Consider the following 23,564-nt stretch of genomic DNA (forward strand, 5'->3'; position numbering starts at 1 on the left):
GTTTAAAAATTTTTCGAAACTTCATCCCAATCTAAAAGTCTTTCGGGATTTGTTTTAGATTTAGAAATTCTATCCATCACAATTTTCTGATGTTCAATCGGAATTTCCATATCATCAGACCAAATCGCATCATTGATTTTAAGCTTGTCTTTCGGAGAAAGTTGCTTAACGGCTTCCATCAGCTGATTTACAGTTAGATTGATATTTAATTTTATAGTTTCCATAAGACAAATTTAATGAATTTCTTGACATAAATAAAAAACCCGACAACTTTCGCCATCGGGTTTATCTCAATTCTCAATACTATTTTCTTAATTCTTGATTAATCATTCAATTTAAGTACAGCCATAAAAGCTTCCTGAGGAATCTCAACATTCCCCACTTGTCTCATACGTTTTTTACCTTTTTTCTGTTTCTCTAAAAGCTTACGTTTACGAGAAATATCTCCTCCATAACATTTTGCAGTAACGTCTTTTCTCAAAGCTTTAATCGTTTCACGAGCAATGATTTTTGCTCCAATTGCTGCTTGAATCGGAATGTCAAATTGCTGTCTCGGAATTAATTCACGCAATTTTTCGGTCATTTTCTTTCCGATATTATAAGCGTTATCTTCGTGAATCAACGCAGAAAGTGCATCAACTCCTTGAGCATTTAATAAAATATCGAGTTTCACCAATTTTGAAGTTCGCATCCCAATCGGAGAATAATCGAATGACGCATAACCTTTTGAAACCGTTTTCAGTCTATCATAAAAGTCGAATACAATCTCAGCCAAAGGCATATCAAATGTCAATTCAACTCGGTCTGTTGTCAAATAAGTTTGGTTCGTGATCACGCCACGTTTTTCAATACAAAGCGACATTACGTTTCCAACAAAGTCAGATTTTGTAATGATTGTAGCTTTGATAAATGGCTCTTCAACGCGATCCAATTTTGAAGGTTCTGGCAAGTCAGATGGATTGTTTACGACGAAAGCTGCTTCAGGATCTTTTTTAGTGTAAGCCAAATACGAAACGTTGGGAACTGTAGTAATTACGGTCATATCGAACTCTCTTTCTAATCTTTCTTGGATGATTTCCATGTGCAACATTCCCAAGAAGCCGCAACGGAAACCGAATCCCAAAGCCGCTGAACTTTCTGGCGTAAATACAAGTGAAGCATCGTTCAATTGCAATTTTTCCATCGAAGCTCTTAAATCCTCATAGTCTTCAGTGTCCACAGGATAAATTCCGGCGAAAACCATCGGTTTTACATCCTCAAAACCTGTAATCATATTCGTAGTTGGGACTTTTGCATCAGTCAAAGTATCACCAACTTTTACTTCTTTAGCTTCTTTAATTCCAGAAATCAAATAACCAACATCTCCAGCAGAAATCATCTGTTTCGGAACTTGGTTCAATTTCAACGTACCAATTTCATCCGCAAAATATTCATTTCCGGTAGCCATAAATTTGATTTTCTGGCCTTTTTTGATTTGTCCGTTGATTACTCTGAAGATAACTTCAATTCCTCTAAAAGGATTGTAAACCGAGTCAAAAATCAACGCTTGAAGCGGTTCATTCGGATCTCCTTTTGGTGGTGGAATTTTCTCAATTACGGCCGCCAAAATATTTTCAACACCAAAACCAGTTTTACCCGAAGCGTGAATAATATCTTCTAATTTGCAACCTAGTAAATCAATAATATCGTCGCTAACTTCTTCAGGATTAGCACTTGGTAAGTCTACTTTATTCAAAACCGGAATAATTTCCAAGTCGTTTTCTAAAGCCAAATACAAGTTAGAAATTGTTTGTGCCTGAATGCTTTGTGCCGCGTCAACGATCAAAAGCGCGCCTTCGCAAGCCGCAATCGAACGGGAAACTTCATAAGAAAAATCCACGTGTCCCGGAGTGTCAATCAAATTTAAGATGTAATCTTCACCTTTATATTTGTATTCCATTTGAATAGCGTGGCTCTTGATCGTGATGCCACGTTCTCTTTCAAGGTCCATGTTGTCAAGCAATTGCGCTTTTTCTTCACGAGCCGTTACGGTTTGCGTAGCGCCAAGTAAACGGTCAGCCAACGTGCTTTTTCCGTGGTCAATATGTGCAATAATGCAAAAATTTCTAATATGTTTCATGTACAGTTTTGTATCAAATTTTACGCGTTCACAAAGAAACTTTTGATTATTTCTCCGCTTTCCTCTTTATCTCCTTTAAAGGTAAGGATTTAATCGGCAAATATAGTTTTTTAGTTGGTAAGTTGAAAGAGGAATTTTTGATAGAATTATTTCCTAAAAACTACCGCAGATTCGCAGATTTTTACATTCAAATTTCTTTGTCATAATTAGAAAATTTGCGAATCTGCGGTGGAAAATTCCGTAGTAATTTATGTTAAAATCGAATTAATGAATTTTCCTTCTGCACAAATTTTGTCTACATTTATTAAAAACAAAATTAACCCTATGAAAAAAGTATTTATACACATAATGATTGCTTTCATGTGCTCGATGGCTGTTGTTTCCTGCAAGAAAAAGGAAAATGACCTGTCAGACATCAAAGTCGATCCTGAAGACAGAGTGATTCAATTTGACAGCACAAAAGTCGCCGGATTTTTTACAAAATATCCTGATTATAAAGAATATGAAACTGAAATAAGACAGCTTTACAAAAAACACGACTATCATTATTTATGGTTTGATAAAAAAGGCGTGATTGAATTTGCCGAAGCGGTTTTCAACCAAGTCAACCAAATCAGCGCAGAAGGTGTTCCTGCAAAACTGCCTTACAAAGAACAGATTGACAATCTTTTTTATGAAAATGAAAATAAAGATCCTGATGTAAATTCAGAATTGTTGGTTTCGGCAATGTATTTCTTTTATGCAAAAAATGTGTACCAAGGCCTTGATGCCAATAAAAGTAAGCAAACGGGTTGGTATTTGCCTCGCGAAAAAACATCTTATGTTGCTTATTTGGATACGTTGATGAAAGATCCAACGCTCTTGAAAAAAGATGATTCTGAAATGATTCCGCAGTATTACAACTTGAAAAAAGCACTTCAGAAATACCGTGAAATCGAGAAAAAAGGCGGTTGGCAAAAAATTGCTTTGGAAGAAGGCGTGAAATCGCTGAAGCCAGGCGACAGTTCAAGCACGATTTTGCAAGTCAGAAAACGTCTTGTGGCTTCGGGCGATTTGAGCAAAGATTCTGGTTCAAATGTTTATGACGAAGAATTGGTGAAAGCGATTACGGCTTACGAAGTAAAAAATAATCAAGTTCCGGATAAATTGATCGGTCCAAATTTGATCAAGGATTTGAATATTTCTGTCCAAGATAGAATCAAGACAATCGTAGTAAATATGGAACGTTGCCGATGGATTTCTCCAAATTTCATCAAAGGAGGAAATTATATTGCCGTAAATATTCCGTCGTATAAAGTGCGTTACATCAAAGACGGAAAGCTAAAATTAGTGTCAAATGTTGTGGTTGGAAAAGAACTTCACAAAACCGTTGTTTTCAGCGGACAGATGAGTTATTTGGTTTTTAGTCCGTATTGGAATATTCCGAGAAGTATTTTGGAAAAAGAAATCAAGCCCGGAATTGCAAAAAACTCAAATTATTTAGCGCAACACAATATGGAATGGAACGGAAACTCAGTTCGTCAAAAACCTGGCCCGACGAATTCTCTTGGTTTGGTAAAATTCATGTTTCCAAATTCGAACAATATTTACCTTCACGATTCGCCAGCAAAAGGACTTTATAATAAAGAAAGTCGCGCGTTCAGCCACGGATGCGTTCGTGTGGAAAAAGCGAGAGAATTGGCCAACGCGATTTTAGAAGATGACAAAAATTGGAATTCGAAAAAAATAGACGAAGCAATGAATTCTGGAACAGAAAAGAATTACTCTTTAAAGAAAAAGATACCGGTTTATATCGCATATTTCACGGCAGCAGCCGATGAAAACGGAAACGTGAGTTTCTATGAAGACGTTTATAAAAGAGACGATAGATTGGCATCGTTGCTTTATAAATCTTAAAAAATAGATTGCATAAAAAAAGCGACTGCCTTAAAAACAGTCGCTTTTTTATTTTACGTTGAAAATTTAGTTTTTGACAAATTTCTTGGTAGTGCTAAACTTTTCTCCTTCCAATTTCAAGATATAAAATCCGTTTGAAAGATGATTTAATGGAATTTGAGTGTTTTGAGCCGAAATATTTTGGGTTCCTAAAACTTTTCCAGAAACATCAATAATGCTGTAAGAAGTAAAATCTGAACTGTTTCCTAATTCTAAATTCAAGAAATCTTTGGCAGGGTTTGGGTATAATTTAATCGAAGCAAATTCTGGATTTTCGATTCCCAGAGAACAATCTGTGTTTGCTGTAACAACAATCGGCTGACCAATAGTTGTATTCGAATTATTTGGGCAAACTCCCGGATGACCAACTGCGTGATATGAACCTTCGCCAGTAATTAAGTAGGTATTTCCAGTTTCCCCAGCAATCAATTCACCATCTTTATACCATTCGATATTCACAAAAAACGGATCAGTTGATAATAAAACTGTAGCTCCTTCACACAAATAAAAACCTTGTGTTTCTGGATTATAAGTCATCGTTTCTTCGTCAATTTGGAAGCTTACATTAAAACCAACCCAATTGTAACTGTCGATTTGAATCTCATTTGATTCATAAGTCACGCCATTTTTAATAGCAACAACTTTAAATAAAGCTTGATCATAAGTGTACCAATCATACGTAAATGAAGCAGAAGTTGCTCCAGAAATTGCTTCATAAGGATCATCTAAAAACCAATATTTAAAGTACCATTGATATGAGTCATAAGTAACTCCGTTTGTGATCGTTGCGGTGCCATCTGTCCAAGGACAAAGCATCGTGTCTCCCGAAATCGTCGGATTTTGTGCCAAAGCTGTTTGCAAGCTTCCAAGGCAAAAAAGCAATAGTAAAATTCTTTTCATAATAGTTATTTTAGTGTAATTTGTTTGTTATTTGATTTGCATCAATAGATTACAATTTTAGTTCTTAATAAATAGATTCCAGTGTTTTCAGGTGTTACAAAGTGTGACAGAAAGTGTGACAAAATGTGACATCTTAAAAAATGTGATTATTTACCAAAGTATTTCAATGCAGACTGCGAGGCAATTATGTTTCCTTAAATCTAAATTTTGTAATTTTGCACCAAAATAATTGAAGATGGTCAAGATTGGCAACATAGAATTACCTGATTTCCCTTTACTTTTAGCTCCAATGGAAGACGTCAGCGATCCGCCTTTTCGAAGGTTGTGTAAGCTTCACGGCGCGGATATGATGTATAGCGAATTTATTTCTTCGGAAGGCTTGATTCGTGATGCCATGAAAAGTCGCCAGAAATTAGATATTTTCGACTATGAAAGACCAGTCGGAATCCAAATTTTTGGTGGAGATGAAGAAGCAATGGCACTTTCTGCAAAAATTGTGGAAACAGTTCGTCCAGATATTGTCGATATCAATTATGGCTGTCCGGTAAAAAAAGTAGTTTGCAAAGGAGCCGGAGCGGGCGTTTTAAAAGATGTGGATTTAATGGTTCGTTTGACAAAAGCGGTGATTAAAAGCACGCATCTTCCGGTGACGGTAAAAACCAGATTAGGTTGGGACGAAGATTCTATCAATATTGATGAGGTTGCCGAAAGACTGCAAGACATTGGCGTTCAAGCGTTGACGGTTCATGCCAGAACGCGAGCGCAGATGTACAAAGGTCATTCAGATTGGACACATATTGAAAGAGTGAAAAATAATCCGAGAATCACGATGCCGATTTTTGGAAACGGAGACATTGATTCGCCAGAAAAAGCTTTGGAATATAAAAACCGTTTTGGCCTTGACGGAATGATGATTGGTCGCGCGGCAATTGGTTATCCGTGGATTTTTAACGAAATCAAGCATTATTTTAAAACCGGGGAAAAATTAGCGCCGCCAACAATGGAAGATAGAGTGGAAGCTGCAAAAAATCACCTGACTTGGTCAATGGATTGGAAAGGCGAACACATCGGAATTGTGGAAATGAGAAGACATTACACAAATTATTTCAAAGGAATTCCGAATTTTAAAGAATACAAACAAAGGTTGGTAACAACAGATGACGCCGACGGACTTTATAAAACTTTAGAAGAAATTATTGAAGTTTTCGGAGGTTTTCAGTTTGCGCAACAGTAAATTTTACACCTGAATCGTTTTCCATTTTCCCTTTTTGAACAAAATATATCCTGCAATGGTAATCGCGGTTTCTGCAATTGGAATCGCCATAAAAACGCCAGTTGGTCCCATTTTCAAGACTTTTGCCAAAACATAAGCCATCGGAATTTGGAACAACCAAAATCCGAAAAAATTAATCCAAGTTGGAGTCCAAGTGTCTCCGGCTCCGTTAAAAGTGCTGATCAAGACCATCCCAATTCCGTAGAAAATATAGCCAAGACTCATTATCCGAATAGCTTCCACGGCAATGCTTTGCACCAAAACATCATTCGTGAAAAAAGCGGCAATATATTCGGCACAAATCAAAGTAATTACCATAATTGAGGCCATAAAAATCACATTGTATTTTGCGGTTTGCATCACAGATTTTACAGCTCGATCCACTTGTTTTGCTCCTAAATTTTGTCCAACCAAAGTCGCTGCAGCATTACTCAAACCCCAAGCCGGCAAGATGAAAAACATCATGATTCGCAAAGCCGTTTGATAACCCGCAGAACCGTGGTCTCCGCCAGTTTCTGCGACTAATTTTGCTAAGAAAATCCAACTGCAAGACGCAATTACAAATTGCAAAATTCCTGGAGCGGCAACTTTTACGATCGCCTTGATTTGTTTCCAATCTGGAATAAAATAGCTTCCGATGATTTTTAAAATTCCTCTTCCATTGAATAAATGATAAGCTTGGTAAAAAACGCCAATCGTTCTTCCTGTTGTGGTTGCGATTGCAGCGCCAGTCAGTCCAAAAGCAGGAATTGGTCCGAGTCCGTTGATCAAAATTGGACATAAGATTATGTTGCAAATATTGGCAATCCACAAACTTTTCATGGCAATTGCGGCGTTTCCGGCACCACGAAAAATTCCGTTGATCAAGAATAATAATACGATAGAGCTGCTTCCGGCCATCATGATTTGCATAAAAGCGGTTCCGTGCAACGCAGCATCTTCTGAAGCGCCCATTAACATTAGGATTTCCGTTGCGTAAATAAATCCGAAGAAACTGATTATTGCATTTACGGCTAACGAAATTATCACGGCTTGCATTCCTGCTTTTGCTGCTTTCGTTGGGTCTTTTTCTCCAATTCTTCGAGCAACGACGGCGGTTGCGGCCATGCTTAATCCGATGGCTAAGGAATATATGATTGTTAAAACTGATTCTGTCAATCCAACAGTTTGTATTGCAAAGCTGGAATTTTCCAAATGTCCTACAAAATATAAATCGACCAAAGCAAAAACCGATTCCATCATCATTTCTAAAACCATCGGGATTGCCAATAAAATAACGGCTTTTCTGATGTTTCCAGACGTGTAATCAAAGTCGGCCTCTCCGCGAAGCGATTGTTTTGTAACGGTAATAATTCGGGATAAAAAACTAGGTTTATGTGTTTTTGTCATAATTTGATAAATAAAAAGTAAACGTTGCCAGCGTCATTTTGTGGCAACAAAAAAAGGTTAATCAAATGACCTAAATGATTTAGGCCTAAACAAAAACTATCATAGGAGTAAAAATTTTAAGTAGCAAAAGTAGAGAAAAATTGGGCAGAAAAAATGTTCGAATAAAAAAGAAATCTGCGCATCTGCGGTCTATTTCCTTAATCCAGCAGTTTTTTGGTCACTCTGCTCGAAGCAATTAGTGAAGAAATAAATCCTAAAGTAAAAATTGTAGCCAGAACAATCAGCACATTTTCGATATTGAAAATCACTGGATAAGGCATCGTGTTGGTAATCATCACCAGCAAAAATTCTTGCTGTAACAAAACAATTCCGATTCCCAGTGCCAATCCAATAACCCCGCCAACTACCGTCAAAATGGTACCTTGAAGCAAGAATATTTTTCGTAGTTTTTTGACCTCAACGCCCAAATTATAAAGCGTTTTTAAGTTGTTTTTCTTGTCAATAATCAACATAATTATCGCTCCGGCCAAGGTGAAAAGCGTCAAAATAATCACCAACGTAAAAATCAAATACAGCGCGGTTTGCTCGGTATTCAACATTTTATACAACGAATCATTCATCTGCTCGCGGTTTTTAATCGTGATTTTATTGGCAAAAATGTTTTGGAGTTTTTCTGAAATAATGCTTTGGTCAGCTTCCGGTTTTAATTTGAATTCGATTCCAGAAACTTGACTTGGCTTAAACTGAAGTAATTCTTGGGCTAGACCCAAATCTGCAAACACATATTTATTGTCTAATTCTTCGCTCACTGCATAAATTCCGGTCGGCAAAATCTTCGAAACATTAAACGCTTGTTTTGGGTCGATGGCGCCTTTTCCAGGTTTTGGAACATAAACTTCCAACGGAATACTGTAGTCGAAACTCAAGGAAAGCTTCTGGAAAATTCCGTGGCCGAGAACAACTTCGGGTGAATTTGGTTGTAACCAATTGCCCAAATAAAGACTTTTTTGCACGTTATTTACCTTTGGATACAAGCTGTCAACACCTTTTAAATAGGTCACAACTTCTTTTCCATCGTATAAAAAAAGAACGCGTTCTTCAATGGTTTTGCTGTAAGAAGCGATTCCGTCAACCGTTTTTAATTGCTTTTCCTGCGGGTCAGAAATCAAAAGCGATTTGCCCAAAGTACTCGTGATTTTCAAATCTGGATCGAAATCATTTGAGAATGAAAGACTAAAATCACGCAAGCCGCTGAAGACCGAAAGTACCACAAACAAAGCGCACGCACCCACGATAATCCCCAGCGAAGCAATTCCAGTAATGATATTAATGGCGCTGCTTTTGCTGAAACTAACGGTGTAACGTTTCGCTATGTAAAATGGAAAATTCAATTATGCTTTTCGTCTTTTTTCTAATAAATCACGGTTTTCAATCGGATTTTCTTTGTCTTTCAATGCATTGTCGATCTTCTCAATATAGTCTAAAGAGTCGTCGATATAAAACATCAAATTCGGAACTTTACGCAATTGCAAACGCACTCTTTGCGATAAATCGTGTTTGATTAAAGGCGTATTTGTTTTAATCGCCGCCAATAATTCGGCCGCTTTTTCCGTTGGGAAAATGCTCAAATGCACCGAAGCCACTGACAAATCTGAAGTCACATTCACTTTAGAAACCGAAATAATCAAATTTGAAATCCCGTTTTTTCTCACCTCACCTTGAAGAATATCCACCAAATCATTTTGCAGAACGCTTCCTATTTTTTTCTGTCTATTTGTTTCCATTTTGCAAAAATACGATTTTAAGTCGAAAGTCTTAAAGTTTGAAAGTCAAAAGTCTTAAAGTCGGATGTCATAAAGTAAGTAGCAACTTTAAACAAGTTTTATATATTTGCTTAGATTTTGAAGCCAGACAGTAGGCTCTTTTTTAAATGAAATTCCCGCTGCAGCAACTCGCTTTAAACCGGTTTGTTCACCGGTTTAAGAGCTCAGACAAATGCAGCATCGGGGCTATTTACAAACTTCAGGCTTCTTTTAAACGCTTACAACTGTTGTCAAAAAACGCTGCGACTTTGTAACTTAACTACGTTGAAACTTTAAACAATGAGAAAAATAGAACACATCGGCATTGCCGTAAAAGATTTAGAAACTTCAAACAATCTCTTCGAAAAACTCTTTGGAGCACCGCCATACAAGCAAGAAGAAGTTGCGAGCGAAGGCGTGAAAACGTCGTTTTTTATGAACGGCCCAAATAAAATTGAGTTATTGGAAGCCACAAATCCAGAAAGCCCAATCGCCAAATTCTTAGAAAAAAAAGGCGAAGGAATTCACCACATAGCGTTTGACGTGGAAGACATCGTTTCAGAAATCGAAAGATTAAAATCAGAAGGATTTACAGTTTTAAACGAAACACCAAAAAAAGGAGCCGACAATAAACTCGTGGCTTTTTTACATCCAAAAGGAACTAACGGCGTTTTAATTGAATTGTGCCAAGAAATCAAATAGATACCGATTTTATTGACAATAATTTTACCTTTCGGTAAAATCAATCCAAAAAACATTTGGAGTCAAGAAAAATTAGTAGTAATATTGCAACCTCTAAACCGGTCCTATAGCTCAGCTGGTTAGAGCACCTGACTCATAATCAGGTGGTCCCTGGTTCGAGCCCAGGTGGGACCACTTTTAGTTTTACAATCCCTTGACAAACAGTGTTTTAGTCAAGGGATTTTTGTTTTACGGTAAAATAAGCGTTAAAATTATTCGATGCAAAAAAAAGGGGTAGCTGACAGCTACCCTTTTTTAATTGCTCTTTCAAGCTCTACTATTTTAAATTTTTTTCGATTACTACCGAAGGGTCTAACTGCTCTAATGTAACCTTGTTCTTCATACTTTCTTAAAGTAGTATGGCTTTTAATATTTAAAATCTGCATAGCCCCTACACTATCTGTATATTCCAATTGTATTTCATTCAATTCGCATTGTCCATTTATTTACGGCATTTCCACATAATTAAACCGCTGGACAATGCTCTTACGGTTGTGTGAAAGTGTTATTACCAATTTACTATTTAAATTTTGAATATCAAAGTTAACATCACATTTTAGATAGTGAAATTTTTATTTTAGAAATTTTTCGCTTAATTTTTTTCTTAAAAATATATAAGTAATAATAATTGTCAACTAACGAATGAGTAGTGACGTTGAATATTGTTTTGCGTTTCAATGTGTCTAATTTAGGTCAAAGCAAATAAATAATTAACTGAATTCGTCTTATAAAGTTGGCGATAGAAATTTTACATTTCGTTACTATCCCCTTTTTTTACCACAGTGATATAATGGTTTCTTGCAGTAACTTTTAAGTTACTTTTGTTTAAATCATTTTTAGGCATAACGAATTTAGGAGCTGTATTTTGTGCTCTAGTTAATCCATTTTTGTTATATTTTATAAGCTTAATTTTCACAATTTCAAAGCTAGCTTTATTTTAGATAAAACGTTAGAAGTAGTAAGGTTATTGTGGCAATGAGCTGTTTCACGCTGCTCTCTGGCTGTAGAATTATTTGTTTTAGTAGTTATGATATTAATGTTATTTGGATTTGCCAAATTCACTGTCACTTTATAAGTATGGCTTCCATTATTGCGTTCCCAGTAATCGGTAATTGCTGTTTGTGAGAACCTCCAGTCTAAATTTTCGTCAATGTCGCTCAACTCATTTATAAGCTCTAAAACATTTTGGTGTCTGTCGGTAATATCTACATTCAAGGCTTTATTGACAACTCTCTGGAGTTTTAAAGGGATATGTGGAGTATAGCTCCCTCTGTTAGGGAATACTCCTGATTTTACTGCATTTACATATTCATCTTGTGTTTTATATCTAGTTAATTGACTATGAAATTGGTCTTCGCCATTAAGTAAACGATAAATAGTTAATCCCGCCAAATATATATCAAAATGAATTGTTTTATCACTACTTGTAAACGTTTCTGGCGGAAGTTGTTTTATATAGAATTGGTCTGGAGAAGCAAAACCAAAACTGTTCATTGCCTTGGTTAACCCAAAATCAGACAAAAGCGCTTCATCACTATCGGAAATCAAAATATTGTCAGGTTTAACGTCAAAATGGATTAACCCTTTCGAATGAATATGATGCAATCCTGATAAAAACTGTATTGAGTATCGGATAATTTCTCTAATCGTTAGATTTCTCGTTGCGATAAGTGATTTAAGCGAACCGTTCTTGTAATATGGCATAGCTATGTAAATATGGTCTGCATCAGAACAACCATAATTTACCTTCACGACATTACTATGTGAAGATACATAAAGTTTTTTTGCTTCCTCGTAATATTCTATTGGATTAACAATTTTGCTTTTCGCAATTTTTTTTATGACAATTTCCCCATCAAGTTGTTTGTCGTGAGCTAAAAATACCTGTGAGTTTTTACCTTCCTGACCTATCTCTTTTGTTGTTTCAAAATTTAGCTCTGTTGTATGTAGTCCTAATGGCATAATATTATATATTTAGAGCACTAATTGCCGACATTAAACTTTCTCTTCGCTCCAACGAAAAATTCTCCCAGTTTTCTATGGCCATAAAGTTCTCTTTACCCTCAGCAAATGGTTTAAAAGTTGCTCTTTCTATTCCAAGGTTGGCACTTATACTGGAAATCTGACCGACATAATATTTAACAATAGTTGAACTAGCAAATAATTCTTGAATTACTCCTTCTATATAAATTCTTGTGATATTGATTGATTGTGCATTTGATTCTGTAATTCGAATACAAGCATTGGTTATATTAAATTCATTAATGACGTCAAAAAGCGTATTCCTTAAAAATTTCAGTTGCTCTGGAATATTTAACGCTTTGGGATTGTTTATCTTGTCGACCAAAGTAATCTCTAATTCTTCATTTTCATATGTGACAACTGAAAAGTAAACAGTAGAAGGCGTTACTCTAATTCCTATCGATTTTTTCATAATAATTGACTTTATATTTTTTAAATCAGCGTATATTCAATATTCTGCTCCAAGTCCGAAGCAATTTGAGTCATTATATTTTTTATATCAGAAGCTTTTTCGAAGGCTAATATTAACTCATTATTAGTTTGTGATGGTTTGTAAACCTTACCATTAAGTAACCTGAAATACTTATCAAGAAAATCTTCCTCTTTTGGTTTTATCTTAAAGAAGTGATACTTTTCATTTATGAAAGATACTAATTTCTCTCTAAACAATTTTTGCGTATCTCTTTTGAAATTATTTTTTAACGTTGAGTTTCTTGATAAGTATACTGAAAGTACAAACAAAAAATTGACGTTGTATGATTGAATAAATAGTGTATCTCTGTCGAATAATCGGTTTTCGAAATGGAATTGCATTACTGTTTTTTCGGTATCGGTCAAATATGATTTAGAAAAATCAAAATCCTTACTCACGAAAGCAGAGATGAAGAAATTCGGAGTAATGTTATATCCTTCTGTCTCATTTTCCCTGTATCTGATTATTTGGTCTAAATTTCCACTGTTAAATAAATCAATGTTATATTGGATTACATTCTTTGCGTAAGTGAATTGTTTCGCTTTTGAATTCTTTCCTACATTATTTTGAAGTTTGTAATATTTACTATCTCCAATAAAATATATTTCATCTTCGATGAGAAGTGATTTGTATTTATAAATATGGTCGACTTGTTTTCCGTCTGCGTGATTCTTTAATTCAGGCAATAATTTGCTGTCTCCAATTAAATCGTCTACCATATCTTCAAATACAATATTGAAATCCTTTATTAGAAGAATTTCTTCCATCTGCTTCTTAGAATGGGTTCTTTCACTTCGCTCAAAGTATATGTATAGTAAATTGTACAGACTAATCATTTTGTCCGAGAAATATTTATACTTAATACTTTTCAGAAGTCGGCATCCTCTTTTTAACAATGTTTCGAATTGATGTCCTTTAATCAAATCATAGTTTTGAGGAATTTGAAAACTAAACGAATACTTTTCTTTAATTTGATTTAGTGTTGAATAAAAAAGTATAAGTAATTCTTCATCATCATTTATGTTCTTTCTTGTCGTTGCTAAATCAACATAAATTGGTTGGTTACTCTGAATAAATGGCTGTTTCTTATTAATGGTTTTATGCCAATTAATTTTGTTATGTTGGGAGTGAGCAGTTTTTGCAATAAATGTGAATAAGTCTTGATTTTCTTTGTGATATTTTAATAAACTTAAGATTATATCAAGTTCAGTACTTGAGTTTTCATCTAAATTGGTTACAATTTGATTAATAAATTGATTTTCTGAAATCGAATTGTAATAATGTCTTTTGTTGAATTGCTGAATTGCCCGATATAGCCAAGTTGAAATTTCAAAAATTAGCTTGTCTTTTCCTGTCTCCATCAACTTTCTGTTTGTTTCAAACGTTGTGCTGATTAAACATTCAGGAGTAAACTCATCAAAGGCTAAATTATTTTCATTGATAAAAACTTTAGGAAATATAATCACTGCATCGCCCCTTCCATCATTAATCTGCGGATTGAAATAATATCCGACAAAGTTAATTTTTGAATAAATACCATTGACAGGGAAGAAGTACCGTTCAGTTAAAACTCTTGAAAGGTCTTCCGTTTTGTAATGGTATTCTTCAAATAATATTATCATTGTTGAGGTTCAATTCCGTTGAATTTCAAAAATCCTTTTACAATATCTTTTGCATTGTCGTTATAAAGCTCTCCAAAATGAAAATCTTTTGCATTGCTTTCTTCGTTTTCGTATTTGAAAATAGAGTTTTGAGTTCCAAATTCATCCTTATAAACTTCTGACCATAAATAAAATATAACTTTAGACCTAAATTGTTCAAATGTTATATGTCCGTCTTTCGGATTTACAAAGCGATTTCCAAGTTGTTTATCCTCACTACCTGTCAACTCTTTGATTTTTGGATTGATATTCTCGATAAAATTACCCCAATTATACTTGTCCTCTTCAATAACAAGATTTAGAGAACTGGCATCCCCATAATTGATTGGTACAAACTCCCAATCCCAGCGTCTTTTGAACGCACTATCCATAGGAAATAAAGATTGGTCAGACGTGTTCATCGTGGCCAAGATATAGAGATTGTTTGGTAGAATGATTTTATCAAAATCTTCTGTTTGTATTTTTGCTTTGTGATTTTCTACTGCTTCTTGATTGTCAGAGCTTTCAAATACAGATTTAAGGTAGTTTGCTAAATCTTTATCGCAATTGATTTCATACTTTGAAAAGCCGTTATCATCCCTATCTAAACATTGAAACAAATCTCCAAAGATTTGAGCACAATTTCCTCTATTGATTTCTTCAATAATTAAGAAATATGGCTGTTCAGGATTTAGCCAAGCATTACAATATGCTTTTGTGAACGCCTGTGGGACAAAATCGTAATTTATGTTGATTCCGTTCATTATGGGTTTATAGCTTCCTACAAACGAATGATAATCTGTTTCAGGATGAAATGTAGTTCTTAATCGATTATGGCCATTTGTTCTTAACTCAATTTCACGGCTTTTTCCTGTTCCAGGCGACCCATAAAAGATGATTTGATGCGACAATGGTGCACTGTCGCTAAAATTTGAAATAACTGTATTGTTTTGAGTTGCCGTTAAGCCAATTTGATAAAATTCCAACACATTGAAATTAGCGACCAACAAGCATTTTAAATTTTCTTGTCCAGAATACAATGGCTGAATGAAAGGTCCTCTGGTCAGCTCACCTGGATTTGCGGTTATTAGTGTTTTGTCAAATCCAATTGTCTTTTTTGTATCATCAACCAGGTTAAATTCATTTTTTAATTTTGTAAAAACATTTTGTCCGTTAGGTTGGATTTCATCAAATTGAATATTAACCTCATTTTCTTTCGTGAAAAATGTATTTACAGCTTCAGTCAAATGAAATTTTAAAAGGAATAGATTTATCAAATCTACATCACTAAATGCGTCTTCAAATTCTTCATTTTGAAGACAAATTACGGCAACATTTTTTATTGGCAAAGAATTGCCTTTCAAAAGTATTTGAAAAATATTATGAATCCAGTTGTTGGGGAAAATGATATTTAGTGTTTCCTGTGACGGAAAATTTTTTCTATTGTCCTCATCAAAAAAATACTTGTCCTGTAACGAATTAGACAATTGTCTCGCAAAAACATTGTACTGAAAATTTGATTCAACTGGCTCTCCATCTTCTAAATTTAAGTGTTGTAAAAGCTCAAGTACACCAAAAAACTTATTTAATTGTGCTCTGGTCGTTTCCCCAATCTTAATTAGTTGTTTCCAAGATTCAAATATTGTTGTTTCTGAGAGAAATTTCATATTTATAATTTAATGGTATTTAACATCTTCTTAATTATTGCCTCTAATACAGGGACTGCTACAGAATTACCTAATTGTTTGTATGCTTGATTATCGGAAATGGGAAATCTAAAATTATTTGGAAATCCTTGCAGACGCTGAGCTTCCAAGACTGAAAGCTTTCTTTGCAAATCCCACAATTTTGGAACTCTATTTGCAATAATTGTCGGGGCATAGGTTTCTTGGCAAGCGTAAAAAGCTTCTTGAATTTGTGTTTTAGCTACATCTCCGATGTGAAATCGTAAGGCACCGTCAGGTTTCTGAAATGAAAACACACCGTGTTTACCTTTTTTTGTATTCGGATTATATTTCGAATTATCGTGTTGTACACGTAGTTCTTTGGAATTAAAGTGAAAATTTATTCTTTCGATTTCAAATTCAGATATTTTTAGCTTTTTATCTGAATTAGCTTTTTCGTCAATAATTGATTTTATCTTAGAACCTCTTCCTTCTCCTTTTGGGAATTCAAAATCGACATTATCTTTGAATCCGACGCAATACCATCTTTCACGATATTGGGGTAAGCCAAAATCATAACTGTTTAAAATTTCCCATTTTATTGAATAGCCTAAATCTTTTAGCGAATTTTCTATAATTTTTAAGGTCTTACCACCTTCGTGGGATTTCAGTCCTTTGACATTTTCTAACAAAAACATCCTAGGTTCAGTATTCTTCAAGATTTCCAAAATATCAAAAAATAAAGTACCTCTTGTTTCATCAAATCCTTGCTTTAAGCCTGCATAGCTAAAAGGCTGGCAGGGAAATCCTGCACACAGCAAATCATAGTTTTTAGGTATAAACTTTCTTGTTTCTGCTTTTGTAATATCTCCGAATGGAGTTTCACCAAAATTCGCCTCATAAGTTTTTTGGGAAAACTCATCCCATTCACTGGAGAAAACACAATTCCCTCCGAGATTTTGAGACGCCAATCTAAAACCACCAATCCCCGAAAACAAATCAATAAACTTGAATGTTGGATTTTCGGGACTTGGAAATGTTATATCTTCTTTTTTATAGTTGGATAACAGATATTGCATAGCATTTTCTGCTATAGCATTTGTAATCTCAGCTTCTGGATATTTTACTTCAAGTACGTGTTTTAAATAGAGATGTGCGCTTTTTTTATAGTTTTTAGAAATACCATTGTTGCTATTGTGAAGATAATGTGACAAAGAAGCCTTTCCATAATCTATGCTTTCTATTAGTTTGACTCTATATGTCTTTTCATTTATTTCTTCTAAACTTACATTTTCTACCAATTTCATTTTCGAATTAGAATTTTAGAATTATTGCTATTGTTGTTGTTGGTGTTGGTGTTGTTGTTGATTGCGGTCAGAATGTATTTTGCTTCTACATTTAATATTCTAGCAATATTAAACAGGACTTCAAAACGTGGCTGTTGTCTGTTTTGAGTATAGGAATTAACCATATTATAGCTTTTACCTAACCGTTTAGCAACCCATTTTTGTTTGATTCGTTTTTCCTCTAATACATCTTTAATTCTGTTCATAAAACTTATTGTTTATTGGAAAGTGTAAATATAGAAGTATTGTATTGAATGTCTCATATTTCAAGATGAAAATCTCATTTAATTGTGTTTAAAAACGTATGAAGGCAGTTATACTTATGTTGGTAAACGCTTTAGTTGTCCAAGTTGTGCATTTTTTTTTATTTCACTAGCAGATAATTTTCTACTTAAGGGATTGGCAAACTGAATAAATATAATGAGAATTGTTATGAGTGATTAGACTCTATGAGATTTTTTGTCGGCAATCTACAATTTATATGTTTGTGTTTTTTTTAAGTCCAAAACTAGGTTTTTGCTGTATTTTCAAGTATGCTTAATGGAATAATAGTCTTAAAAAAAGTAAGTTCAAAAAATTTTATAATTTTTTTTTCACGCTATTATGTGCTTCGAATGCTATGACGGGGGAGAGGGGGTTATGTAAGGGCGGATACAGGGGGGGCCTCAGAAACTAATTAGTGGTACAATAAGCTACTTTGNTGTTATTAGTGTATTTGGAGGGGTTTTAAAACCTTAATTAGATGGTAGCGGAATCACTGAGGTGGTTTTTTTTTGAATTCCAATCCGTCTAAAAGTTCACTTGGAGAAATGTCTAGAGCTAGAGCAATCTTAAAAAAAAGGTTCATAGTCATTCCGTGTTTTTGAGAAAATAAGTCCCGCACGGTTTTTTCATCGCATCCCACTTCGATTGCAAATTTTCTATTATTACCATCAAATTTGCCTAAGAATCTTTTGTGAATTCTTTGCAATAGTAACGTCTTAACTTCGTCTATCTGTGTCTGCATTGGACAAAAATCCAGAAGAAAAATTAAAAAAAAGCACAACATTAGCGGGGTTTTCCCCGCATTTCATATCTTTAGCAATTAAAATCAGAAGTTATGAATATAAAATTATTGCTAGTAACAAGCTTATGGATGCCATTTGTTTTTGCACAGACCATTAATATTCTGCCAAATGGCGTAGAGAAAGAAAGAATTGATTATTATCCCAACGGTAAAATATCGGAAAGAACCGTACAAGACTTAGATGGTAACGCAATATCCATCGAAAATTATTTCGAAGATGGAAAGGTAAAAAGCAGGTATTACTACAAGAAATCGTATGAGAATATTACTATTTCCTACTATGAAAATGGCAATCAAAAATCTCAATGCATTAGGAGAATTATTTGTCCAGATGGAGAGTACAATGACTACTATCCAGATGGAAAACTAAAGATTAAAAGAATTTATGATGAAGGAAAAAGAGTAGGCAAATGGCTTGAATATTCTCAAAACGGCGTGGTTACGTCACAAACTGATTATTCTCAAATAACATCTGTAGATGACAATCGAGACGCTGTATATTTTCATTCCAATGGAAATGTAGGAAGGCAAACCAGTTACTTGAATTCTCAACCGCACGGGAAATCAACTACCTATTGGCCAAATGGTAACATACTAAGCATTCAACATTATTATAAGGGTGAGGAAGATGGAGTATGGATTAGCTACAGTTCAAGTGGCGCTGTAGTAAAGTCAACACTCAAGGTTAGCAAATCGCGTGTAAATGATGAAAATATTTCTGATAAAACTAAATTAAAAAACTCTTTAATTGATATGTTGATTCTTTCTGACGGACGTAAGTTGACTGATAGGATTGTAGAATTAACGGTGGATTTAGATGAGCCGTTAATTGTATTTAAAGGAGGATTAATGAATTATATAGGAATTGAATTAAGTTTTGATATAAATGGTGTTACAGGTACTGAAAATTATTTCTTTGACATTAAGTCGTTCAAGCAAATTAATTTATTGGATGAGATAGCTCCAGAAAAACTGCAAGAATTTAAAAAATATCTCTTATTTCGTCAACGTGACCAACTAATTAAATATAAAAGGGAATATCAAAAAACTAAAGATTGGGCTACGGTTAGTGATGATTGGGAAAAGCTATATAAAAATACCTCATTAACAGACGATGATTTTATTATATCTGATTTGTCTGTAATGAAATTGTCACTATCTTTTGAAAGACCTTTGTCCTCAGCTATGCGTAAAGATTTATGGCTCTACGCTAAAGTGGATTTATATGCCGACACTCTCAATGATTATCTAAAAGCAAAGAATGTACTTTATAATATCTACCTAAAATAGTAAATAATCAAAAAATAAAAAGATTTTATAAACCCTATCACTTGGTGCATTGGAAATTTTCCTTTTTTAACGTAAAAAGCCAGTTTTCCAATATACTTTTCTTCAGTAATAACGTGTGAGGGATATAGATTTTAGAACAATATTTACAAGCAAAAAGAGGCTATTGAGCCTCTTTTTTGCATTCTTTTGCCTTTAAGATTTTTGATACTTTTTGTATTGTACCATTGCTTTTTGATGTAAGTTTCATAATATTTCTGACGCTCTGTTTTAGCTTTAGATATTTCACGATATCTGCGTGCTCTATAAGTATTTGCTTTTCATTCTTTATAGAACCCTTTTTTCGTCCAAGTACTCCACCATCATTTAAATATTTTTTTCTTCCTGATGCAAGTCTTAAATAAGTCTGTTGCAACTCTAATTGAGCAAAGCTTGCCCCAATACTTAACATCATTTGCACCATCGTATTAACGGTCCTATCTTTATTTAATGTATGTAAATTGTAATTATCGATGATTACATTAATTTTTTTGTCATTGCATAATTCAATGAATTGTAAAACGTTCACAACTTTTCTGCTAATACGACTTATTTCACTGATAATTATGTTGCTGATACCGTTATTAATGGCGAATGATAACATTTCCAAATTATTGCCTTCGTTCTTAGTTCCACTTTGGTAATATGCAAAAGTTCTAACGATTTCAAATTGGTTTGAGAATTTTTTATGAAGTTCTTCACTTTGCCTGGAAACATCTTGTTTTGTTTCATTAGTACTGCATCTCGCTATAATAATTGCTTTGAACATTTATGGGTCTGATTAAATTAGTTTCAAATGTAATAAAAAATATTACAGTATCATTAAAAGTCAAAGAATTTTTATGATACCTTATTTTGTATCAATCTAGGTGTTCTCTAGACTTTTTTTGATACAGTATTTATTTTGATACAAATTCATTTTTTTTTTAGATTAAAGCTTACGTTAACAAAAAAAAAGTAGTACAATTGTTAATAGGGTTGAGTGGTTCAATTCTTGGAGCAGATAATAAGCTCTCTAAAATGCGATAATCCAAAATCACATTTGATAATAGAATACAAATAATTAAAATGTATACTATTAATAAATTTAAAAATGTCAAAAGCCCTCAGGTGATTGACAATATGAACATAGATTCATTCTTCACTATAATTAAAAATGGAGATGAGAATATATCAAACATAAAAAAAGCTAGGGAGTTTGGAAAAGGCTCTGATGGTTATTCGAAAATTAAAAGTACTTTACTACCAACTTTCAGATTTAATTTCCAATTTAAACACAGTGCTAATAATGCTAATATTATGGCATCAACTGGATTAATCTACATTGATATTGACAATGTAGATTTCATCCCTTGGAGTGCTCATACATTCGCAGCTTGGCAATCTTTATCAACAAAAGGATATTCCATCTTGGTGAAAGTTGAGAACTTAAATATTCATAATTTTTCAGAGACTTATAACAACATAGCTACACTATTAGGGATTGATGCAGACCGAAATGCAGGCAAGATAACACAACAGACTGTTTTAAGTTTTGACGAGAATATATATATCAACAAAAATTCTCTAATCTATAAAGCTAATGACAGCAAGGTATCAAGCCTTGTAAATAAAAAAAAAGAAGAGAGTTTGTGTAGGAATGATACTTCCGAAAATCTCCGATTTAATAATATTGATGAATATTTTCAGGATGATAATACTTACCTTTTTTTTGAAAATGAAAAGGTAAAAATATGTGAACCCTTCGTTCCAAGAAAAGTTGAGGTAGGTGGGCGGAATACCGCTGTGTTTACTGTTATTTCACAACTTGCTGTTCTAAACCCTAGCCTTAATATGGATGAACTTATTAGGCTGGCTAAATCATATAATGAGAGATTCTGTCCTAAATTAGAATATCGTGAATTGTCGGCAGTAGTTAGAAGTGTGGTCAAGATGCGCAAAGACGGAAACCTTTATATAAATCTGAATAAGGAGAGGCGATTTTTGTTTAATCCTAAGTTTAAGATTTCACATAGTCAAAAAATGCTCATAGTAAATCAAAAAATGGGTGCTGTAAAAAGAGAAGCCACAGAACAAAAAATTTATGATGTAATTGAATCTTGGGGTTTTGAAAAACTTGGATTAATAAATCAGAAAAAAGTTTCAGATGAAGCTAATTTATCAATAGCCACAATCAAAAGATACTGGAAGCTATTTAAAGAGTTTGTAGGTGAATTAAATAGCTTATTTCAAGAGCAAGAAAACCTAGATAATCTCTAGGTTTTTTCGTTTTAGTTTAATAAATTATTTCTGATGATTAGAAAGAAAAGAAAAGAAATAATTAATTCTTTTGTAATTGAAAATTAATTGTCTATTCACAGTTGATTTAGAGCGTTAGAGGCAATATTTTGAATTATATAATGATTCTTTCTGTAAATTTTTTTTACTTATCCTGAAGCTTGTTTTTTCTAATTAATGTAACTTATGCCCACACTAGTTAGCTTTTTATAAAGTTAATTAGGTTAAAGAAAAATATTACATTAAGTTCGTAAACATTTAATTATTTCTCTATGTCACGAACTGATGCTTTTAAAACTCCAGAAGGTCAAATAATAGATAATTGTAATCTTCAAACGTTGTATAATCACGAATTTGAAAAAGGTAGGTTTTTCCAAGTGGTATTCCAAGGAGAAGAAGACATCCAAATTAAATTGGCGCCTAAAACAATGATGAAAGTTGTTTATTTGCCCGATAAGAATAATATTGAGGGCTTAGAAATTATAAAAGTTGTAGGTGGGGTGGTTAAAGAGAAATTAAAATTTAGCACGTTCGATTTACAACAATTGCGTAGTTTCCTTTCATTCATAAATAAAATTGACTTAGGGTCAATATCAGAGCGTAAAATTGTATTAGGAGATAGCGTAGATAATATTGATGAAAACACTAGAAAAAAATTTATAACGCTATTGTCTGGAACTGAAGGAGAAGAAATTATCAAAGAATTACTTGATAATGGGGTGTTGACTAGTCAAGACATTGTTAATACGGGATATCGAAAAGCGCAATTAGAAGAATTTCGAAAATTGTTAAATGTAGAAGGGTATTTACAAATATATAAAACCGAAATTGGTAAACCATCAACAAAGGATGAGACGGCTTGGCAACATTTTTTTAATTTGAATGCGTGGATTTTTGGATATGGATTACAATACAGATTCGAAGGAATATTGCAGAAAGAATTTCACGCTTCAGACACAACAGCGGCAGGTAGCGATGGTGTTATTAATGATTTTTTAATGGGAAATAATCAATTTACCACCTTTGTCGAAATCAAACTTCCTACGACGAGACTTTTTAAAAAAGATAAAAATCGTTCGGGAAGTTGGCAACTTTCGGAAGAGCTTATCAACGCTGTTTCTCAAATTTTAGAGCAAAAGGCAAGCGGAATGATTAAGATTGAAACTACTAAAAAATTAATTGATGATAAAGGGGGGGTGATTAATGCAAGAGCTTACGATTCTAAAACAATTTTATTGATTGGGGATTGGAAAGAAGTTTTTCAATCTGAAGAAGTAGAGGAAATAAGATTAATTAAACAAAAAACATTAGAATTATTCAGAAGGGATTCTAGAAATATCGAAATTCTTACATTTGATGAACTTTACAACCGAGCCAATTTTATAGTTTTAAATTCTGACATTAAAACCAATACTATGTAAAAATAGATTGAAGAATCATTTGTTCAATATCAAGCCCTTCCATCCCTTTTTTTATTTGCTTTGAAAAGTTTCCAACTAAATGTGCCCAAATAAATAATTTGTCATCTTCGTAAAGTACCTCTTCATACGGACGACATTTAAAATTGCAATGTTTAGCTTTTTCCTATATTA

General features: G+C 33.7%; 21 protein-coding genes and 1 tRNA gene. 7 read left to right on the forward strand and 15 right to left on the reverse strand.

The genetic code is table 11. The features are described 5' to 3' along the window. Positions 1–2 precede the first annotated feature (2 nt). Both ACFPVY_RS13485 and lepA read right to left on the reverse strand, forming a co-directional pair. Positions 3–224, reverse strand: coding sequence for an addiction module protein (locus ACFPVY_RS13485; RefSeq protein WP_379792625.1), 222 nt, complete (start codon positions 222–224; stop codon positions 3–5). A 98-nt stretch (positions 225–322) separates the two neighbouring features. Further along, the gene (lepA, locus tag ACFPVY_RS13490) at positions 323–2,119 is read right to left on the reverse strand and encodes a translation elongation factor 4 (RefSeq protein ID WP_379792626.1); all 1,797 of its coding nucleotides are present in this window, start codon (positions 2,117–2,119) and stop codon (positions 323–325) included. A gap of 324 nt (positions 2,120–2,443) precedes the next feature. On the opposite strand from lepA, the gene ACFPVY_RS13495 reads away from it, so the two are divergent. Further along, complete coding sequence (locus ACFPVY_RS13495; RefSeq protein ID WP_379792627.1) at positions 2,444–4,015, forward strand: L,D-transpeptidase family protein; 1,572 nt, start codon at positions 2,444–2,446, stop codon at positions 4,013–4,015. Positions 4,016–4,081: 66 nt separating this feature from the next. On the opposite strand, the gene ACFPVY_RS13500 is transcribed toward ACFPVY_RS13495, so the two are convergent. Then, on the reverse strand, positions 4,082–4,954 hold the full coding sequence (locus tag ACFPVY_RS13500; protein WP_379792628.1) for a T9SS type A sorting domain-containing protein: 873 nt from the start codon (positions 4,952–4,954) through the stop codon (positions 4,082–4,084). 235 nt (positions 4,955–5,189) lie between these two features. Between ACFPVY_RS13500 and dusB the strand changes: the two genes are divergently transcribed. Beyond that, positions 5,190–6,188: a tRNA dihydrouridine synthase DusB gene (dusB, locus tag ACFPVY_RS13505; RefSeq protein WP_379792629.1), complete on the forward strand. Its 999-nt coding sequence runs from the start codon at positions 5,190–5,192 to the stop codon at positions 6,186–6,188. Positions 6,189–6,191: 3 nt separating this feature from the next. Here dusB and ACFPVY_RS13510 read toward each other — a convergent pair whose 3' ends face one another. From ACFPVY_RS13510 to rbfA, 3 genes are all read right to left on the reverse strand, one after another. After that, on the reverse strand, positions 6,192–7,616 hold the full coding sequence (locus tag ACFPVY_RS13510) for an MATE family efflux transporter (protein ID WP_379792630.1): 1,425 nt from the start codon (positions 7,614–7,616) through the stop codon (positions 6,192–6,194). 197 nt (positions 7,617–7,813) lie between these two features. Beyond that, a complete protein-coding gene (locus ACFPVY_RS13515; RefSeq protein WP_379792631.1) occupies positions 7,814–9,007 on the reverse strand; it encodes an ABC transporter permease in 1,194 nt (397 codons plus the stop codon). Beyond that, on the reverse strand, positions 9,008–9,400 hold the full coding sequence (rbfA, locus tag ACFPVY_RS13520) for a 30S ribosome-binding factor RbfA (RefSeq protein WP_379792632.1): 393 nt from the start codon (positions 9,398–9,400) through the stop codon (positions 9,008–9,010). A 318-nt stretch (positions 9,401–9,718) separates the two neighbouring features. On the opposite strand from rbfA, the gene mce reads away from it, so the two are divergent. Beyond that, positions 9,719–10,120, forward strand: a complete 402-nt coding sequence (gene mce / locus ACFPVY_RS13525) for a methylmalonyl-CoA epimerase (protein ID WP_379792633.1) — start codon at positions 9,719–9,721, stop codon at positions 10,118–10,120. A 100-nt stretch (positions 10,121–10,220) separates the two neighbouring features. Next, a tRNA-Ile gene (locus tag ACFPVY_RS13530) sits at positions 10,221–10,294 on the forward strand. Between the two features lie 110 nt (positions 10,295–10,404). Here ACFPVY_RS13530 and ACFPVY_RS13535 read toward each other — a convergent pair. From ACFPVY_RS13535 to ACFPVY_RS13570, 8 genes are all read right to left on the reverse strand, one after another. Then, the gene (locus ACFPVY_RS13535) at positions 10,405–10,572 is read right to left on the reverse strand and encodes a hypothetical protein (protein WP_379792634.1); all 168 of its coding nucleotides are present in this window, start codon (positions 10,570–10,572) and stop codon (positions 10,405–10,407) included. A 499-nt stretch (positions 10,573–11,071) separates the two neighbouring features. Continuing rightward, on the reverse strand, positions 11,072–12,121 hold the full coding sequence (locus tag ACFPVY_RS13540) for a serine/threonine-protein kinase (RefSeq protein ID WP_379792635.1): 1,050 nt from the start codon (positions 12,119–12,121) through the stop codon (positions 11,072–11,074). A 4-nt stretch (positions 12,122–12,125) separates the two neighbouring features. Then, positions 12,126–12,593, reverse strand: a complete 468-nt coding sequence (locus ACFPVY_RS13545) for a hypothetical protein (RefSeq protein WP_379792636.1) — start codon at positions 12,591–12,593, stop codon at positions 12,126–12,128. Positions 12,594–12,613: 20 nt separating this feature from the next. Beyond that, entirely contained in the window at positions 12,614–14,275 is a 1,662-nt protein-coding gene (locus ACFPVY_RS13550; protein WP_379792637.1) for an LlaJI family restriction endonuclease, read from the reverse strand. Beyond that, complete coding sequence (locus ACFPVY_RS13555; protein ID WP_379792638.1) at positions 14,272–15,960, reverse strand: McrB family protein; 1,689 nt, start codon at positions 15,958–15,960, stop codon at positions 14,272–14,274. The genes ACFPVY_RS13550 and ACFPVY_RS13555 overlap by 4 nt, the downstream gene beginning before the upstream one ends. 2 nt (positions 15,961–15,962) lie before the next feature. After that, positions 15,963–17,264: a DNA cytosine methyltransferase gene (locus ACFPVY_RS13560; protein WP_379792639.1), complete on the reverse strand. Its 1,302-nt coding sequence runs from the start codon at positions 17,262–17,264 to the stop codon at positions 15,963–15,965. Then, the gene (locus ACFPVY_RS13565) at positions 17,261–17,509 is read right to left on the reverse strand and encodes a helix-turn-helix domain-containing protein (RefSeq protein ID WP_379792640.1); all 249 of its coding nucleotides are present in this window, start codon (positions 17,507–17,509) and stop codon (positions 17,261–17,263) included. The genes ACFPVY_RS13560 and ACFPVY_RS13565 overlap by 4 nt, the downstream gene beginning before the upstream one ends. 548 nt (positions 17,510–18,057) lie before the next feature. Next, on the reverse strand, positions 18,058–18,309 hold the full coding sequence (locus tag ACFPVY_RS13570) for a hypothetical protein (RefSeq protein ID WP_379792641.1): 252 nt from the start codon (positions 18,307–18,309) through the stop codon (positions 18,058–18,060). Between the two features lie 93 nt (positions 18,310–18,402). Between ACFPVY_RS13570 and ACFPVY_RS13575 the strand changes: the two genes are divergently transcribed. Continuing rightward, the gene (locus ACFPVY_RS13575; protein WP_379792642.1) at positions 18,403–19,659 is read left to right on the forward strand and encodes a toxin-antitoxin system YwqK family antitoxin; all 1,257 of its coding nucleotides are present in this window, start codon (positions 18,403–18,405) and stop codon (positions 19,657–19,659) included. Positions 19,660–19,819: 160 nt separating this feature from the next. On the opposite strand, the gene ACFPVY_RS13580 is transcribed toward ACFPVY_RS13575, so the two are convergent. After that, positions 19,820–20,464 (reverse strand): recombinase family protein, encoded by a 645-nt coding sequence (locus tag ACFPVY_RS13580; protein WP_379792643.1) that lies wholly within the window; start codon positions 20,462–20,464, stop codon positions 19,820–19,822. A gap of 299 nt (positions 20,465–20,763) precedes the next feature. Between ACFPVY_RS13580 and ACFPVY_RS13585 the strand changes: the two genes are divergently transcribed. Both ACFPVY_RS13585 and ACFPVY_RS13590 read left to right on the forward strand, forming a co-directional pair. Then, a complete protein-coding gene (locus ACFPVY_RS13585) occupies positions 20,764–21,954 on the forward strand; it encodes a BT4734/BF3469 family protein (protein ID WP_379792644.1) in 1,191 nt (396 codons plus the stop codon). Between the two features lie 290 nt (positions 21,955–22,244). Then, positions 22,245–23,393, forward strand: coding sequence for a Shedu immune nuclease family protein (locus ACFPVY_RS13590; protein WP_379792645.1), 1,149 nt, complete (start codon positions 22,245–22,247; stop codon positions 23,391–23,393). Positions 23,394–23,564: the final 171 nt, after the last annotated feature.

The sequence above is a fragment of the Flavobacterium qiangtangense genome (assembly GCF_042658345.1).
Taxonomy (GTDB): domain Bacteria; phylum Bacteroidota; class Bacteroidia; order Flavobacteriales; family Flavobacteriaceae; genus Flavobacterium; species Flavobacterium qiangtangense.

Bases quoted from the DNA above. Each gene is read 5' to 3' on its own strand.
- ACFPVY_RS13485 (WP_379792625.1), bottom strand. From the start codon at position 224: ATGGAAACTATAAAATTAAATATCAATCTAACTGTAAATCAGCTGATG.
- lepA (WP_379792626.1), bottom strand. From the start codon at position 2,119: ATGAAACATATTAGAAATTTTTGCATTATTGCACATATTGACCACGGA.
- ACFPVY_RS13495 (WP_379792627.1), top strand. From the start codon at position 2,444: ATGAAAAAAGTATTTATACACATAATGATTGCTTTCATGTGCTCGATG.
- ACFPVY_RS13500 (WP_379792628.1), bottom strand. From the start codon at position 4,954: ATGAAAAGAATTTTACTATTGCTTTTTTGCCTTGGAAGCTTGCAAACA.
- dusB (WP_379792629.1), top strand. From the start codon at position 5,190: ATGGTCAAGATTGGCAACATAGAATTACCTGATTTCCCTTTACTTTTA.
- ACFPVY_RS13510 (WP_379792630.1), bottom strand. From the start codon at position 7,616: ATGACAAAAACACATAAACCTAGTTTTTTATCCCGAATTATTACCGTT.
- rbfA (WP_379792632.1), bottom strand. From the start codon at position 9,400: ATGGAAACAAATAGACAGAAAAAAATAGGAAGCGTTCTGCAAAATGAT.
- mce (WP_379792633.1), top strand. From the start codon at position 9,719: ATGAGAAAAATAGAACACATCGGCATTGCCGTAAAAGATTTAGAAACT.
- ACFPVY_RS13540 (WP_379792635.1), bottom strand. From the start codon at position 12,121: ATGCCATTAGGACTACATACAACAGAGCTAAATTTTGAAACAACAAAA.
- ACFPVY_RS13545 (WP_379792636.1), bottom strand. From the start codon at position 12,593: ATGAAAAAATCGATAGGAATTAGAGTAACGCCTTCTACTGTTTACTTT.
- ACFPVY_RS13550 (WP_379792637.1), bottom strand. From the start codon at position 14,275: ATGATAATATTATTTGAAGAATACCATTACAAAACGGAAGACCTTTCA.
- ACFPVY_RS13555 (WP_379792638.1), bottom strand. From the start codon at position 15,960: ATGAAATTTCTCTCAGAAACAACAATATTTGAATCTTGGAAACAACTA.
- ACFPVY_RS13560 (WP_379792639.1), bottom strand. From the start codon at position 17,264: ATGAAATTGGTAGAAAATGTAAGTTTAGAAGAAATAAATGAAAAGACA.
- ACFPVY_RS13565 (WP_379792640.1), bottom strand. From the start codon at position 17,509: ATGAACAGAATTAAAGATGTATTAGAGGAAAAACGAATCAAACAAAAA.
- ACFPVY_RS13570 (WP_379792641.1), bottom strand. From the start codon at position 18,309: ATGCAGACACAGATAGACGAAGTTAAGACGTTACTATTGCAAAGAATT.
- ACFPVY_RS13575 (WP_379792642.1), top strand. From the start codon at position 18,403: ATGAATATAAAATTATTGCTAGTAACAAGCTTATGGATGCCATTTGTT.
- ACFPVY_RS13580 (WP_379792643.1), bottom strand. From the start codon at position 20,464: ATGTTCAAAGCAATTATTATAGCGAGATGCAGTACTAATGAAACAAAA.
- ACFPVY_RS13585 (WP_379792644.1), top strand. From the start codon at position 20,764: ATGTATACTATTAATAAATTTAAAAATGTCAAAAGCCCTCAGGTGATT.
- ACFPVY_RS13590 (WP_379792645.1), top strand. From the start codon at position 22,245: ATGTCACGAACTGATGCTTTTAAAACTCCAGAAGGTCAAATAATAGAT.